Consider the following 15,592-nt stretch of genomic DNA (forward strand, 5'->3'; position numbering starts at 1 on the left):
AGCGGGTGAGCCTGTGGGGCCGGCGCGCGGCCCCCGGCCGATCAGAACAGCACTTTCGCCACGTCGGCGAAGCGTTTGGCGAAATGCACCGTCAGACCCTCGCGCAGGTACGCCGGCAGTTCCTCGAAGTCGCCCCGGTTGGCCTCGGGCAGGATCAACTCATGGATTTTCTGCCGCCGTGCAGCAATCACCTTCTCGCGCACGCCGCCGATGGGCAGCACCTGGCCGGTGAGGGTCAGCTCGCCGGTCATGGCCACGCCCTTTTTCGGTGCCTGATCGCGGGCCAGCGACAGCAGTGCACTGGCCATGGTCACGCCTGCGCTCGGCCCATCTTTCGGCGTAGCCCCCTCGGGTACGTGCAGGTGAATGAAGGCCTCGTTGAAGAAGCCCGAATCGCCACCGTATTGCTTGAGGTTAGAGCTGACATAGCTATAGGCGATTTCGGCGGACTCTTTCATCACATCTCCCAGCTTGCCGGTGAGCTTGAAGCCGCGATTGAGGGTGTGCACACGCGTCGCCTCGATCGGCAGCGTGGCCCCGCCCATGCTGGTCCAGGCCAGGCCTGTGATCACGCCTTTGCCCGACAGCACCTGTTCGCTGCGGAACACCGGCATGCCCAGTGCCGGTTCCAGTTCCTTGGGACCGATCTTGAGTTTGGCGTCGGGATTGTCCAGCAACCTGACCACGGACTTGCGCACCAGTTTGCCTAGCTGTTTTTCCAACTGACGCACGCCGGCCTCGCGGGCATAGCCCTCGATCACCAGGCGCAGTGCGCTGTCGGAGATGCTCAGGCTGGTCTTGGCCACGCCCGCTTTGTTCAGTTGCTTGGGCCACAGGTGGCGCTTGGCGATGGCCACCTTCTCTTCGGTGATGTAACCGGAGAGGCGGATCACTTCCATGCGGTCGAGCAGCGGGCCGGGGATCGAGTCGAGGGTGTTGGCGGTGCAGACGAACAGCACCTTGGACAGGTCCAGGCGCAGGTCCAGGTAATGGTCGAGGAAGTCGACGTTCTGCTCTGGATCGAGGGTTTCCAGCAGCGCCGAGGCGGGGTCGCCCTGGTAGCTCTGGCCCATCTTGTCGATCTCGTCGAGCATGATGACCGGGTTCATCACTTCGACGTCCTTCAGCGCTTGCACCAGTTTGCCGGGCTGGGCGCCGATGTAGGTGCGGCGGTGGCCCTTGATCTCGGCCTCGTCGCGCATGCCGCCGACGCTGAAGCGGTAGAACGGCCGGCCCAGGGATTCGGCAATGGACTTGCCAATGCTGGTCTTGCCCACGCCGGGTGGGCCGACCAGCAGCACGATGGAACCGCTGATTTCACCTTTCCAGGCGCCGACAGCGAGGAACTCGAGGATGCGCTCCTTGATGTCGTCGAGACCGGCGTGGTGTTGGTCGAGCACTTTGCGCGCGTGCTTGAGGTCGAGCTTGTCCTGGCCATAGAGGCCCCACGGCAACGCGGTGGCCCAGTCCAGGTAATTGCGGGTGACGGCATACTCAGGCGAGCCCGTCTCGAGAATGGCCAGCTTGCCCATTTCCTCGTCGATGCGTTTTTTCGCCTGATCGGGCAGGGTCTTGCCTTCCAGGCGCTGCTCGAACTGTTCGAGGTCGGCACTGCGGTCGTCCTTGGTCAGCCCCAGTTCCTGCTGGATGACCTTGAGCTGCTCCTTGAGGAAGAACTCGCGCTGGTGCTCGCCGATCTGCCGGTTCACCTCGGCGGAGATTTCGTTCTGCAGGCGCGCGACCTCCACTTCCTTGCGCAGCATCGGCAGGACTTTTTCCATGCGTTTGAGCATGGGCACGCAATCGAGCACTTCCTGCAACTGATTGCCGGTGGCCGAGGTGAGGGCCGCGGCGAAGTCGGTCAACGGCGAAGGGTCGTTGGGGCTGAAGCGGTTGAGGTAGTTCTTCAGCTCTTCGCTGTACAGCGGATTGAGCGGCAGCAGTTCCTTGATGGCGTTGATCAGCGCCATGCCGTAGGCCTTGACTTCGTCGTTGGGCTCGGTGGGCTGACGCGGGTACTCGACTTCCACGAGATAGGGCGGGCGGTGATGCTTGAGCCAGGTGCGAATGCGCACACGGGTCAGTCCTTGAGCGACGAACTGCAGTTTGCCGCCCTCGCGACTGGCATGGTGGACCTTCACCAGGGTGCCGTACTCGGGCAGCGCCTTGGTGTCGAAGTGCCGGTGGTCTTCGGCTGGGGTGTCCATGAAGAACAGCGCGAGGGTGTGATGATCGGTCTTGGCGACGAGGTCGAGGGTTTCCGCCCAGGGCTCTTCGTTGACGATCACCGGCAGCACCTGCGCGGGGAAGAACGGGCGATTGTGAATGGGGATCACATAGACTTTGTCCGGCAGTTGCTGGCCGGGCAGGGCGAGGGCATGGCTGGTACTGGACTTGGCGTCGATATGCTCGACTTCGTCGTGCTCGTCGGGGTGATCAGGAAAATCCTGCTGGTCGCTCATGGGGCACCTGCGTGAATGGCTATGGTGCTTAGATGGGGCGAATGGCTCTGGGTTTCAAGCGGTGCGCGCTTGGCGCGCACCGAGCCGCTCGCAGCTCGCTGCGAGCTTCAAGCTGCAAGCTTCAAGCGGCAAGAAAAAGCGGGACCGCGCAGGCCCCGCTTTTGCTATCCAGCTTGCAGCTTGCAGCTTGCCGCTCGCTTACAAGCCCGCGCTAGCGCGCGAGCTTGTAAGCGATGATGTAGTCGCCCATCCGCGTGCCCAGCGAGCCGTGGCCGCCGGCGACGATCAGCACATACTGCTCGCCATCCTTGCCGGTGTAGGTCATCGGTGTCGCCTGGCCGCCGGCCGGCAGGCGGGCGCTCCACAGCTGCTTGCCGTCGTTCACGTCATAGGCGCGCAGGTACTGGTCCAGCGTGCCGCTGAGGAAGCCCACGCCCCCAGCAGTGACGATCGAACCGCCCATGCTCGGCACGCCCACCGGCAGGCCGATCGGCACCGGGGTGCTGTCACGAGTGGTGCCGTTCTTGTGCTTCCACACCACCTTGTGGGTGAACAGGTCGATGGCGGCCACATAGCCCCAGGCCGGAGCCTGGCACGGTACGCCCAGCGGCGACATGAACGGATGCATGGTCACCGCGTAAGGCGCCCCCGTGTTCGGCTGGATACCGCTGGTTTCGCTTTCACGCTTGCTGTCGGCGGCGACCTGGTCGCGCGGGATCATCTTCGACACGAACGCCATGTAGTTCGGCGAGGTGAACAGCAGTTGGCGCACCGGATCGACCGACACGCCGCCCCAGTTGAACACTCCCACGTTGCCCGGATACACCAGCGTGCCCTGCTCGGACGGCGGGGTGTACTGACCCTCGTAGCGCAGCTCGCGGAACTGGATGCGGCACAGCATCTGGTCGAACGGCGTGGCGCCCCACATGGCCTGCTCGGTCAGTTCAGGGCCGAGCAGGTTGAGGTCGGAACGGGCCTGGGTCGGCGCAGTGAAGTCGCCTTTGACGGCACCCTGTGGCACCGGAATCTCGCGGATCGGCACGATCGGCGTACCGTTGCGGCGGTCGAGCACGTACAGGCTGCCCTGTTTTGTCGGCACGATCACGGCCGGCTTGACGCCGTCGTCGGTCTTCAGGTGGACCAGGGTCGGCTGGCTGCCGACATCCATGTCCCACAGGTCGTGGTGAGTGAACTGGTAGTTCCAGCGGGCCTTGCCGGTGGCCAGGTCGAGGGCGACGATACCGGCGCTGTACTTCTCGGCGCCTGGCGTGCGGTCGGCACCGTACTGGTCAGGCATCTGGTTGCCCAGCGGCAGGTAGACCATGCCCAGCTCTTCGTCGACGCTGGCCAGCGACCACATGTTGGCCGAATTGCGGCTGTAGGTCTTTCCAGGCGCCAGCGGTTGGGTGTCGTCGGGGTTGTTGCTGTCCCAGTTCCACACCAGGTGACCGTCGTGCACGTCGTAGGCGCGAATCACCCCGGACGGCTCGTTGGTCGACTCGTTGTCGGTGACATGACCGCCGATGATCACCAGGTCGCGGGTCACGGCCACCGGCGAGGTGGAATAGTAGCCGCCGGCGGTGAACGGACCGATGCCTTGGGTCAGGTCGATGGCGCCCTGGTTGGCGAAGCCTTCGCAGACTTTGCCGTTGTCAGCGTTGATGGCGATCAGACGGGCGTCGGCGGTGGGCAGGTACAGGCGGCGCGGGCAGGCTTGCGCCACGGCCTGGCCGGCGGCGGAAATGGCCGGCACGGGGCTGCCGTCACGGCTGACGTAGCGGTTTTCGTCGTAATACGACACGCCGCGGCAGGTCATATGGGCGAAGCCCTTGAAGGTGCCCACCGAGCTCTTGATCTGCGGATCGAAGCGCCAGATTTCGGCACCGGTGTCCGGGTCCAGGGCCAACACCTTGCTGTGCGCAGTGCAGGCATAGAGCATGCCGTTGACCTTGAGCGGGGTGTTTTCGTTGGTCAGCTCGACCGGGTCGTTGTCGCTGGGCAGATCGCCGGTGCGGATGCGCCAGGCTTCCTCCAGGCGATTGACGTTCTGCGCAGTGATCTGACGCAGCGGCGAGTAGCGGTCGCCGAACTCGGTGCGACCGTAGGCCTGCCAGTCGCCATCGGGCATCGACGGCGCGGCACTGGCCATTTCGCTGCTGTCACGCCCCAGTTCCCCGGCAATTTCCCCGGGATGGGTGAATTGGCTGGCCAGGGCGCTGGCGCCGGCGGCGACCACCGCCACGCTGAGCAAGGCGCCGTTGACTGTCGACGCCGGGCCGCGCAGGGGACGACGTGCCCATGGCAGCAGCAGAATAACGCCCAAGGCGAACCACAGCGCCAGACGCGGCACCAGTTGCCACCAGTCCAGGCCCACTTCCCACAGTGCCCAGGCCGTACTGGCCAGCAGCACGGCGCCGTACAGGCCCAGGCCGATGCGACGCAGGGCGATCAGCAACACGCCTGAGAGGGCGAAGCCGATACCGCCGATCAGGTAATACAGCGATCCGCCCAACTGGCTGAGCTTGACGCCGCCGGCGATCAGGGCGAGGCCCATCAACAGCAGCAATACGCCGATCAGGCGCGGTAGCCAGCGGGTTCCAGAGGTAGCACCGTCAGTGCTCATCGTAGCTTCTCCGTTCATTCAAGGTGAGGTTCAGAAACTGCTTTGGATCTTCACGCCGCCGACCAGTGCATCGTCGACCCGCGACACCCCGCCCGGATGGCGGATGTACTGCAGGTTCGGGCGCACGGTGAGCCAGTCGGCCAGATGGATGCCGTAGTAGAGTTCGGCGCTGTATTCGGTGTCCTGGACAGGCAGGAAGCCGGGATTGTCATAGTCGTCCACGGCGTTGACCTGGTTGGCCAGGCGGGCGTTCTTGCGATAGGCGGGGTTGACGTGCACGCGCGCCAGGGCGAAGCCGATGTCGTCCTTGGCACGGACGTCGAACGGCCCCTTGTACACCACTCCCGCCTGAACATAGTTGTCGATGACATTGGTCTTCTTGTCGTGCATCGTGGCGTTGGCGAACAGGCTCAGGCCGCGCGAGGCGTCGGAGGCGAGCGAGGTCACCTGCTGTTGGGCACCGAGCCACAGGCCATGCTTGCTGGCGCTGCTGCGGTAGGCCTGGCCACTGAGGGCAGCGGGCTGGCCGTTGCGGTCTCGGTAAACATCCTGTGCCTTGGCATTACTGTAGTAGTAGCCGGCGCGATATTCCCCTTTCAAGCCATTGACCTGCGGGCTCCACACCAGTTCTATCGGCATCAGCGCGCCTTGCGTACCGCTGCCGCTGAGCTTGAAGCCGTTGCCGGTGTCCAGGTTGGAGGGGTTCTGCTCGAACACGCCGACTTGGGCGTAGAGGTCCTCGTGTAGGTTGTATCTGACACGCAGGGCCCATTGACTGACCGGCCAGTTGTACCAGATGCCACCGACCCAGTTGCCCACCTGCGAGCCGCAGAAGGCCAGGTTCTGGAAGTCGCAGGGGAAGCTGTTGAAGTCCTCGCCTTCGCCGAAGCGGCCGACCTTGATGTCCAGTGCACCGTCGAAGTACTTCTGCTTGAACCACATCTGCGTCAGCCGCCAGGTCTGGCCACGACCCCAGACTTCCTGGGCGGAGGTGAAGCCGCCGACGCGCGGGTCGTTGATACGGTCGTTGCTGATGTTGCGGCCACTGCGCTCGGTGACGGTGAGCTGGAACTCGCTGGCTTGCCAACCGAGCAGTTTCTGCAGATCGAAGTGGGTGCCCAGGGTGAATTGGTCGCTGTAGCGCGCGGTGCGGTCATGGTCGAAGCCGCCGTGCAGGTTGCTGCCCATCTCGCCGGTGTAGCCGAGGGTGAAGTCGTAGCCTTGTTGCTGCAGTCGCTGGCGCGCGCCGCCCCAGTCGCCGAGCATCCACGGCGAGTCGGCGGAGAACGGCGCCTGGGCGCTGGCAGGCGTGGCGAAGCTGGTCAGCAGGACCGCCAGGGCGGTGCCGGGGAGTCGGTATTTCGGCAGTTGGAGCATGAGATAGCGCTGTCTTATTGATTATCGAAAAAACGCAAGCGCATCAAAGAGTTGCTCTCTTCGATGTTGATGGCTGCAAGGAATGATGGATGAAGCGTTTCAGCGTGCGGCGGGGAGGATATAGAGGAAGCGAGCGGAAAAAAAGACAAAATGTCGCAGGGGATTGTTGTGATCCGGGTAACAGTCGACTGAAAGGGGACCTGTTCCCGCCACGGGGCAGGAACAGGGATTGGCGTGCCGAGTGCCCGGGTCTCAGAAACGTGTGGTCAGGCCCACTTCGACGCTGCGCCCAGGTGCTGGGGCGATGTCACGCAGGATCGAGCTGGCGTAGCGCACGGTCTGGTTGGTCAGGTTTTCACCGCGCACGAAGGCCAGCCATTGGCTCTGGCCGATATCGAAGTGGTAACCCACGCTGGCGCCGAGGGTGGTGTAGCCATCGGTGCTGGTTTCATTGGCCGGTTTACGGTGCTGCGCGGCGGCATGCTGCACATCCACGCGCGCTTGCCAGCGGTCCAACGCCCACAGCAGCCCGCTGTTGACCCGCAGCGGCGCGATGCGTGGCAGCGGCTCGCCGGTGTCGAGGTTCTTGGCGCGGGTATAGTCGCCGGACAGTTCCAGGGCGAAGCTGCCGTAGCGGTTCTCCAGCAGCTTCCAGTGGTCCTGGGCTTCGACGCCGTAGAAGCGTGCGCGCACGCCCGAATAGAGGTATTCGGGAATGGTCTCGTCGTCCTCGCCTTCGCGCTGGATACCGCTGCCGATCAGGCCGATGTAGTTGCGGAAGTGACTGTAGAACACTCCGACGCTGCCTTTATGGGTGCCATTGTCGAAGCGCAGGGCCAGATCGCCGGAAATGGCTTTTTCCTTGTTCAGGTTGGGGTCGCCGACTTCATAGGTGCCGGTCGCCACATGGGCACCGTTGGCGTACAGCTCGTAGAAAGTCGGGGCGCGTTCGGTGTAGCCCAGGCTGGCGGCCAGCGCCCAGACCGGATCGAGCTGGTAGACCGCGCCGGAGGACAAGCTCGCCGCATTGAAACTGTTGCTGCTGTCGGCATCGACGAAACGCTCGTTGCCCTTGCCGTCCGGATCCACGCGGGTGTGTTCCAGGCGTGCGCCCAGGCTCAGGTTCAGGCGTTCGGTGGCCTGCCACTGTTCGAGCATGAACACGGCCAAACTGTCGGTATCGGTCTGCGGTACGAACGCCTCTTCACCCAGGGCCGAGAATTCGTTACGGCTGACTTGGGCACCGATCACGCCTTCGACCGGCCCCAGCGGCTGATGACGCGCTTCGATGCGGGCCTCGTAGCCTTTGTTCTTGAAGGTGGTGCCGACTTCGCCGTCCTCGATCTCGCGGTGCTGGTACTCGGTGTATCCCGCGTCGACCTTGATCGAGCTGAACGGCCCTTGCAGGTCGCGCAGTTCGGAGGCGAAGGCATAGTGGTCCTGCTCCATGTCCAGACGCACGCCGGGCTCGGCCACCGAGCCGTAATTGCCGTCATAGCGGCTGTAGGACAGGCCGGCATAGCCGTGATCCCACTGGTAGGAACCGCCGATGGCGCCGCCGTCCTGACGACCGTCACTGTTCTCCAGACGGTGTTTCGAACCGGGGTCGTCGGCATCGCGCACCTTGCTGCTGCGCGCGTAGCCGGGAATGCGCAGGTCGTTGAACTGGCGGCTGTTGGCATCCAGGTGCAAGGCGAAGGTGCCATCGCCCGCTTCCAGTTTGCCGGCGCTGCTGCGTGTGGTGTCGGCGCCGCCATAGCGCAGTTCGCCTGCGCCGTGGATGCCGTCGATGGGCGAGTCGGGGATACGGTTGTCGAATGTATTGATTACCCCGCCGATGGCGTTGCCGCCATACAGCAGCGCCGCGGGGCCGCGGACGATCTCGATGCGCTCGACGTTCACCGGGTCCAGCGGCACGGCATGGTCGTAGGACAGCGACGAAGCGTCCAGCGCGCCGACGCCATTGCGCAGGATGCGAATGCGGTCGCCGTCAAGACCGCGGATCACCGGACGGCTGGCGCCCGGACCGAACCAGGTGGAGGCGACGCCAGGCTGCTTGTTCAGGGTTTCGCCCAGGCTGCCTTGCTGTTGCTGCAGCAAGGCGTCGCCTTCGAGCACGGTGCTGGGGGCGGCGAGCTGGCTGTTGCCCAGCGGGTTGGCGGTGATCACCTGGGGGGCGAGTTCCACCGCCTGGCCAGGCGATGAAGCCAGCCACAGGGCGATGGCGAGAGGGGAAAGGTGCAGAGGTTTGGACAGCATGGTGAAGTGACGTTCCTTGGCAGAGGATATGAATTGATACAATATAACATTGCCATTTCAGCATGACCGTATTGTCTCTGGCCAGGAATTTGTGCACGCCTTCGTCAAGGCGTGTATGAAAGTGCCGGCGCGCGGGCGTTGGGTGCCGAATCGACCGCCACCGGCCGCCTACAGTGGTGTAAGGTGCGCATCTTTGGACAGGAGCGCTGCATGAGCACGGCCCAACACACTGCGTTGCACGGCAAGACACTGGAGCAGATCCTCACCGAACTGGTGGCCCATTACCAATGGCAGGGCCTGGCCGAGCGTGTGGATATCCGCTGCTTCAAGAGCGATCCGAGCATCAAGTCGAGCCTGACGTTTCTGCGCAAGACGCCGTGGGCGCGGGAAAAGGTCGAGCAGTTGTACGTCACGCTGCAGCGCCGCAGTTGAGGTGGCCGCATCCTTGGCTGAGCGTGGCGGCCTGGCTGGGTTGGACAGGGTTGGCGGTGCAGTTGTATCTGGTGCTGTGGTCGCGCTGGCAGGAGCAGGCCAGCTTGATCGGCGGCCTGATCAACCTGTTCGGTTTCTTTACCGTGCTGAGCAACACCTTGGTGGCGACGGTGTTGAGCTATGCCGCCTTTGGCCGCGAGTCGGCGGCGCGGCGTTGGTTCCTGCGCCCGGCCGTCAGTGCCGGTGTGCTGGTGAGTATCGTGCTGGTGGCGTTGGCCTACAGCCTGCTATTGCGTAACCTCTGGCACCCGCAAGGCTGGCAGCGCCTGGCCGACGAGTTGCTGCACGATGTGATGCCAATGGTGTTCGCGCTGTACTGGTGCCTGGCGGTGCCCAAGGGGCACTTGCGGCTCTGGCACTTGGGCGCGTGGACGCTTTACCCGCTGCTGTATTTCCTGTTCATCCTGTGGCGCGGGCATGAGATCGGGGTCTATCCCTATCCCTTCGTCGACGTCGCCAGCCTCGGTTACGCCCAGGTGATGCTCAACGCGTCGGGCGTGCTGGCAGGGTTCTGGGCGATCGGGCTGGCGGTACTGGGTGTGGACCGCCTGTGGTCACGGCGACACGCCTGATCAGCCGCCTCATTCATCATCCGCGGCTCCATCCGCTCGCCAGTAGGCAGCCGCTTTCAACGCGTCTTCTGCAACCCCTTTGTTCAGCAGCAGCGCCTTGACCTGACGGGTCAGCGTTTTCTCCAGTGCCACCCAGGCATACAGCCGGCCTTGCGGCAGTGCCAGATGCTCGACGAAATCAGCCACGTTTTCTGCCTGGCGCCGCAGCCAAATCACCTCCACCTGGGCCTGGCTCGGCAGCGCCTGGCGCTCCTGTTCATTCTCGATTTCTATCACCGCCAGCACCCGACGCCCGGCCGGCAGGGTTTCCAGGCGCCTGGCGATGGCGGGAATCGCGGTCTCGTCGCCGATCAGCAGGTAGCTGTCGAAGATGTCCGGCACCACCATCGACGCGCGCGGCCCGGCGATGTCGAGGGTCTGGCCGGGTGCAGCTTGGGCGGCCCAGGTGGAGGCGGGGCCGTCGCCGTGCAGGACGAAATCGATGTCCAGCTCCAGGGCCTGGAGGTCGATGCGCCGCGGGGTGTACTCGCGCATGGTCGGCCGCACGCTGCCGTCGCGGCCCAGGCTGCGGGTGTCGATCGCCTGCTGTTGCTCGGGGGTACAGCCGAACAGCACCTTGACGTGGTCGTCACTGCCCAGGCTGGTGAAACCGGTCAGTTCCGGACCACCGAGGGTGATGCGGCGCATGCGTGGGGTCAGGTCGGTGACCCGCAGCACGTGCAGGTGGCGTTGGCGGATTTCGTGGTTGACGCGGTGGATGGTATCGCTCATGGGGACCTCGGCGTTCCGGTCGCTCTCGGCGCGCCCCCAGCTCAGTGGGGCTGAAAAGGATCGTGGGGTTCACGCCCGTTGAGAACGACCCTGGGTAGAGAGACGTCGCGACAGCTTACGCCACCGATATCCAGGCTCAAGTCTTAAATGCGGATGATTATCATCTGTTTTTTCGATGCGTAACGCCGTTCAGCGCAGAGCCAACCGAGGCGCCTTGCATTCATTGGGGTTTCCCGGCTCCAGATAAGGCATGAGGATCGGTGCCATGCCCTTGAGCACCTGTACCGGCAGGGCCGAGGTGAACGTGAAGGCTTCGGCGCTGGGGCCGGGAACGAAGGCCGTGAGCGTACCGAAGTGGTTATCGCCGAGGAAGAACACGAACGTGGCGGTGCGGTTGAGCGAGCGCGAGGCGATCAGTCGCCCGCCCGCGCCGTAGCTTTGCAGACGGTTGTCACCGGTGCCGGTCTTGCCGCCCATCACCAGCGAGGTGCCGTCTTGCAGCTTGAAGCTGCCGGAGATGCGCCGCGCGGTACCGGCATCGACCACTTGCGACATGGCGCCTTTGAGGGCGCGCGCCACCTCCACCTTGAGAATGCGCCGGCCCCTGTCCGGATCGCTGACGAGCTGCGTTTCGTAGGGGGTGTCGGCGGCGAAATGCAGGGTGTCGATACGCAGGGTCGGCAGGCGCACGCCATCGTTCTGGATGATCCCCACCAACTCCGAGAGCGCGGCAGGCCGGTCGCCCGAGCTGCCGATGGCCGTGGCCAGCGACGGCACCAAGTGATCGAACGGGTAGCCGACGCGTTTCCAGCGTTGATGGATGTCGAGGAATGCCTCGATCTCGACCATGGTGCGGATGCGGCTGTCGCGTGCGCCCTGATGGCGACTCTTGAACAGCCAGCTGTAAACCTCCTGGCGCTCGAAGCGGCTGGCCTTGACCATGTCGGCGGTGCTCGCACCTGGGTTGCGAAGCAGATAGCCCAGCAACCACAGGTCCAGCGGGTGCACCTTGGCGATGAAACCCTGGTCGGGCAGGTCGAACTTGCCGGGACCGTAGGCCGCGTACATCTCGGCGAGGCGTCCGTCGTTGAGCCTGGCCATGGCGGCCTTGTCCTTGGTGGCATGGGCGCGCACGAAGGCGTTGAAGGTGTCCTGGCTGGCGTCGGGGAACAGGTAGCGATGCACCGCGGCCAGGCGCTGCGGGGTCACGCGCATGCCATCGAGGAAGGTGTCCAGGCGCTGCTGGGAGGTCTTGCGCTGGTACTTGCGCCAGAAACGCATCAGGTAGTTGGTGCCTTCCCGGTCGGCGAAACGTGCCAGGTATTCCTGGCGACGTGGGTCGGCATCATCCTTGAGCAGCGGCTCGCGGTTGTAGGGCTGCTGGTAGGTGACGTAACGCACCAGGTCGCGCATCAGGCGGATGAAGGGCAGGTTGATCGACTCGCGCAAGGCGTCCTTGAGGCTGGGGTTGCGACCGTTGTCCTCGCGGCGAAAGTTGTTGAAGCGGTGAAGACCGCCGCCGGTGAAGAAGGCCTCGCCGGTATTGGCCGAATAGGTGCGCTCCAGCGCCGCATCGAGCATGGCGTCGAGGTTCTGATCCTTGCTGTTCTGCATCAACCACTGCAGCGACCACTGGCTGATGCGGTCCAGATCGGCCACCGGCACTTTGCGCAGATCGGCCACTGACTTGCCGGCGTACTGGTCGTGCAGCTCAGCGATGATTTCCAGATAGGTGGTCAGTACCCGCAACTTGGCGGTTGAACCCAGTTCCAGCTTGCTGCCCTCGTTGATGTCGAACGGCTGGTTGGTGCTGTCGGTCTGCACCCTGACCCGCGAGCCATCGGCGGTGCGCTCGAACAGGGTGAAGCTGTAGCTGACCTGGTCGGTGGTGCGACTGGTCAGCAGGCGCTCGCCGATCAGGCCCATCTGCGCCGCGAACGCGGGATCGGCGAGGTTCTTCAGGTACTGGCTGACCTGGGTCTGCAACTCGGCCTGCAGGGTGCTGGTGGCCGACAGGTCGAGGCGGTCGAGGTCGTACAGCGGCCGATCGAGCATGGCTGCCAGGCGGTTACGGGCCAGACTGATGCCCTTGTTGGTGACGATCGGCACGATGGTCGGCTGCGCCACCCAGTCGCGGTAGACCGCCTTGCTCGCCAGCGCGGCCTCGGCCAGTGGGCGGTCGACGATGGCGTTGGCGGCGAGCACACGGATGTGTGCATCGGTCAGCTCGGCCAACTCTTCTCGACCCTTGGACAGGTAATGGGAGGGCCGGCGCTGGGCGATCATCAGCGACAGCACCTCGCGCAAGGCCAGGCCGCGTGCAGCCAGGCTCTGCGCGTCCGTGGCGCTGGCGGCCAGCGCCTGGTTCACCTCGGCGAAATCGGCGCCGTACCAGACCCGCAGTCCTTCGGCCAGACCATGCACCTCGCCGTGCCCAGGCACTGCCGACAGCGGCACGCTGTTGAGGTAGTCGCGCACGATGCGCTGGCGCGCCACGGTGGTGTCCGTACCGCCCTGATAGGCGCGCACGCTGGCGGAAATCATCTGGCGAATTTTTTCCGCCCCGCTGACCGTCAGACCGTCCGGCGAGTGGCGGTACTTTTCCAACTGCGTGGCCAAGGTGCTGCCACCGGCCGACTGCCCCGGCAGGGCCAGGTGCTTGGCCACTTGGCTGTAGGCGGCCTTGGCGAAACGCGGCCAGTCCACCGCCGGGTTGCTGCGCGGGTTGCTTGGGTCGAGCAGGTCACGGTTCTCGATGAACAGCAGGCTGTTGACGATCACCGGCGGTATGTCCGCGAAGCGATCGTACAGGTACTGGGGATAACGGTACTGGTAGAGGGCATCGCCACGGCAGTCGGTGATCGACAATCCGGCCTGGTCCTTTTCCACGTAGGGGACGAACAGGCCGTGATCGACATAGCGCATCAGTGCCGGGGAGAAGCGCACCTGTTCGCTGATCAGGTAGTCGCGCTTGAGCAACCTTGGCAGGAACTGGCCCAGGGCACTGTAGCCCAGGCGCTTGTCGAACGGGCCGTCGCCTGGATAGACGATGGCGTCGCTCGGGCCGCGCTCGAGCGAATAGGTGAGGGTACTGGCCAGCGCGCTGAACTCGCGCGATTGCAGTTGCGAAGTCTGCACCTCTTCACGCACGGCCAAGCCCGCTGCCACCAAGGCCACCAGCACGATCAGAACGATCAGGCGCCACCACAGGCGGCGTTGACGAGGCGTCTTCGGCTGTGGGGCATCGGCCAGAGGTGGTTCGGTCGCTTGGGTGCTGCTCTGTTCCGAGTGCCACAGTACGCCCATAGTGTTCCAGTCCGGCCAGGTAGTTTCGTCTTGCTTGTCTGAAGCTTAGACGCTGACCGGGTTTGGTGAAAAATTTGTCATGGGGTGTGGGACGGGTATGCCTCAGGCGGCGATTTCGCTGTGCGGCTCGAAGCTGTCGGCACGGGCGAGCTGCCACATCCGCGAGTAGAACTGGCCGTCCACTTCGCCGGTCAGCAACTCGCCGGGCTTGAGGAACACGTGCATCTGCGAGAACAGTTTGATCTCGGTTGCGCTGATGCGCCGTACCAAATGCTTGGCCTCCAGTTGCGCCGGATGCTCGAGGCCGGCGGCGGCCAGCATTTCGGCCAGCGCGCGCAGGGTGTTGTGGTGGAAATTGAGCACACGCTGGGCTTTGTCCGGCACCACTAGCGCGCGTTGGCGCAGGGTGTCCTGGGTGGCGACGCCGGTGGGGCATTTGTTGGTGTGGCAGCTCTGCGACTGGATGCAGCCGATGGCGAACATGAAGCCGCGTGCCGAGTTGGCCCAGTCGGCGCCAATGGCCAGCACGCTGGCGATATCGAAGGCGCTGACGATCTTGCCGCTGGCACCGAGCTTGATCTTGTCGCGCAGGTTCAGGCCCACCAGGGTGTTGTGCACGAACAGCAGCCCCTCGCGCAAGGGCACGCCGATGTGATCGGTGAATTCCACCGGCGCTGCACCGGTGCCACCTTCCTTGCCGTCGACGACGATGAAGTCGGGCAGGATGCCGGTCTCCAGCATGGCCTTGGCGATGCCCATGAATTCCCACGGATGGCCCAGGCAGAACTTGAACCCGACCGGCTTGCCGCCCGACAGCTCGCGCAGCGTGGCGATGAACTGCATCATCTCGATGGGCGTGGAAAAGGCGCTGTGGCGCGAGGGCGAGATGCAGTCCTCGCCCATGGCGATGCCGCGCGTGTCGGCAATTTCCTGGGTGACCTTGTGCTTGGGCAGGATGCCGCCGTGACCGGGCTTGGCGCCCTGGCTCATCTTGATTTCGATCATGCGCACCTGTGGGTTGGCCGCCTGTTCGGCGAAGCGCGCCGGATCGAACTGACCGTCGGCGCTGCGGCAGCCGAAGTAGCCGCTACCCAGTTCCCAGACCAGGTCGCCGCCGTGTTCGCGGTGGTAAGGGCTGATGCTGCCCTCGCCGGTGTCATGGGCGAAGTTGCCCAGGTGCGCGCCTTGGTTGAGGGCGCGGATCGCGTTGGCGCTCAGTGAGCCGAAGCTCATCGCCGAGATGTTGAAGATCGACGCCGAGTAGGGCTGGCTGCACTGCGGCCCGCCGATGTCGATGCGAAAGCTCGCCGGATCGGCCAACGGTGCCGGACGCATCGAGTGGCCGATGAACTCGAAGCCGGACTCGTAGACATCGATGAGCGTGCCGAAGGGTTTGTCCGAGGCCTCGTTCTTGGCCCGGGCGTAGACCAGCGAACGCTGGGCGCGGGAGAAGGGCAGCGCGTCGCTGTCCGATTCCAGCAGGTACTGGCGGATCTCGGGGCGGATGCCCTCGACCAGGTAACGGATGTTGCCAAGGATCGGGTAATTGCGGCGCACCGCGTGGCGCGTCTGCAGCAGGTCGAACAGGCCAAGCAGGCTGAGCACGGCGGTGGTCAGGGTGAAGGGCCACAACCATTCGTGGTGCAGGAAGGGCAGGCTGGCCAGGGTGAACAGCACGCACCCGGCGAACACAGCGTAACGGCTCAGAAGTGACAGACTCATGCGAAATT

General features: G+C 64.4%; 9 protein-coding genes. 2 read left to right on the forward strand and 7 right to left on the reverse strand.

Annotated features, from left to right (window positions below):
• Positions 1-41: 41 nt before the first annotated feature.
• The 4 genes from lon to Q6A47_RS08555 form a co-directional block, all read right to left on the reverse strand.
• On the reverse strand, positions 42-2,462 hold the full coding sequence (gene lon, locus Q6A47_RS08540; protein ID WP_304483971.1) for an endopeptidase La: 2,421 nt from the start codon (positions 2,460-2,462) through the stop codon (positions 42-44).
• A gap of 211 nt (positions 2,463-2,673) precedes the next feature.
• Positions 2,674-5,085 carry a glucose/quinate/shikimate family membrane-bound PQQ-dependent dehydrogenase gene (locus Q6A47_RS08545; protein ID WP_039575891.1) on the reverse strand — a complete coding sequence of 804 codons (2,412 nt, stop codon included), beginning with the start codon at positions 5,083-5,085 and terminating at the stop codon, positions 2,674-2,676.
• 30 nt (positions 5,086-5,115) lie between these two features.
• Positions 5,116-6,462 (reverse strand): carbohydrate porin, encoded by a 1,347-nt coding sequence (locus tag Q6A47_RS08550; RefSeq protein WP_304483973.1) that lies wholly within the window; start codon positions 6,460-6,462, stop codon positions 5,116-5,118.
• A 252-nt stretch (positions 6,463-6,714) separates the two neighbouring features.
• Positions 6,715-8,721 (reverse strand): TonB-dependent receptor, encoded by a 2,007-nt coding sequence (locus tag Q6A47_RS08555; protein WP_304483974.1) that lies wholly within the window; start codon positions 8,719-8,721, stop codon positions 6,715-6,717.
• A 210-nt stretch (positions 8,722-8,931) separates the two neighbouring features.
• Between Q6A47_RS08555 and Q6A47_RS08560 the strand changes: the two genes are divergently transcribed.
• Both Q6A47_RS08560 and Q6A47_RS08565 read left to right on the forward strand, forming a co-directional pair.
• Entirely contained in the window at positions 8,932-9,153 is a 222-nt protein-coding gene (locus tag Q6A47_RS08560; RefSeq protein WP_116887687.1) for a VF530 family protein, read from the forward strand.
• Positions 9,150-9,785, forward strand: a complete 636-nt coding sequence (locus tag Q6A47_RS08565; RefSeq protein ID WP_295481316.1) for a Pr6Pr family membrane protein — start codon at positions 9,150-9,152, stop codon at positions 9,783-9,785. Before Q6A47_RS08560 ends, Q6A47_RS08565 begins: the two co-directional genes overlap by 4 nt.
• Before the next feature lie 9 nt (positions 9,786-9,794).
• Here the strand turns inward: Q6A47_RS08565 and Q6A47_RS08570 are convergent, their stop codons facing one another.
• The 3 genes from Q6A47_RS08570 to Q6A47_RS08580 form a co-directional block, all read right to left on the reverse strand.
• Entirely contained in the window at positions 9,795-10,556 is a 762-nt protein-coding gene (locus Q6A47_RS08570; protein WP_304483976.1) for a siderophore-interacting protein, read from the reverse strand.
• A 189-nt stretch (positions 10,557-10,745) separates the two neighbouring features.
• Complete coding sequence (locus Q6A47_RS08575) at positions 10,746-13,862, reverse strand: transglycosylase domain-containing protein (RefSeq protein WP_304483978.1); 3,117 nt, start codon at positions 13,860-13,862, stop codon at positions 10,746-10,748.
• Positions 13,863-13,964: 102 nt separating this feature from the next.
• Positions 13,965-15,584 (reverse strand): FMN-binding glutamate synthase family protein, encoded by a 1,620-nt coding sequence (locus Q6A47_RS08580; protein ID WP_039575906.1) that lies wholly within the window; start codon positions 15,582-15,584, stop codon positions 13,965-13,967.
• Positions 15,585-15,592: the final 8 nt, after the last annotated feature.

The sequence above is a fragment of the Pseudomonas boreofloridensis genome, assembly GCF_030580795.1.
GTDB lineage: Bacteria > Pseudomonadota > Gammaproteobacteria > Pseudomonadales > Pseudomonadaceae > Aquipseudomonas > Aquipseudomonas boreofloridensis.

Coding starts and splice junctions, on each gene's coding strand:
- lon (WP_304483971.1), bottom strand. CDS start 2,462: ATGAGCGACCAGCAGGATTTTCCTGATCACCCCGACGAGCACGACGAA.
- Q6A47_RS08545 (WP_039575891.1), bottom strand. CDS start 5,085: ATGAGCACTGACGGTGCTACCTCTGGAACCCGCTGGCTACCGCGCCTG.
- Q6A47_RS08550 (WP_304483973.1), bottom strand. CDS start 6,462: ATGCTCCAACTGCCGAAATACCGACTCCCCGGCACCGCCCTGGCGGTC.
- Q6A47_RS08555 (WP_304483974.1), bottom strand. CDS start 8,721: ATGCTGTCCAAACCTCTGCACCTTTCCCCTCTCGCCATCGCCCTGTGG.
- Q6A47_RS08560 (WP_116887687.1), top strand. CDS start 8,932: ATGAGCACGGCCCAACACACTGCGTTGCACGGCAAGACACTGGAGCAG.
- Q6A47_RS08570 (WP_304483976.1), bottom strand. CDS start 10,556: ATGAGCGATACCATCCACCGCGTCAACCACGAAATCCGCCAACGCCAC.
- Q6A47_RS08575 (WP_304483978.1), bottom strand. CDS start 13,862: ATGGGCGTACTGTGGCACTCGGAACAGAGCAGCACCCAAGCGACCGAA.
- Q6A47_RS08580 (WP_039575906.1), bottom strand. CDS start 15,584: ATGAGTCTGTCACTTCTGAGCCGTTACGCTGTGTTCGCCGGGTGCGTG.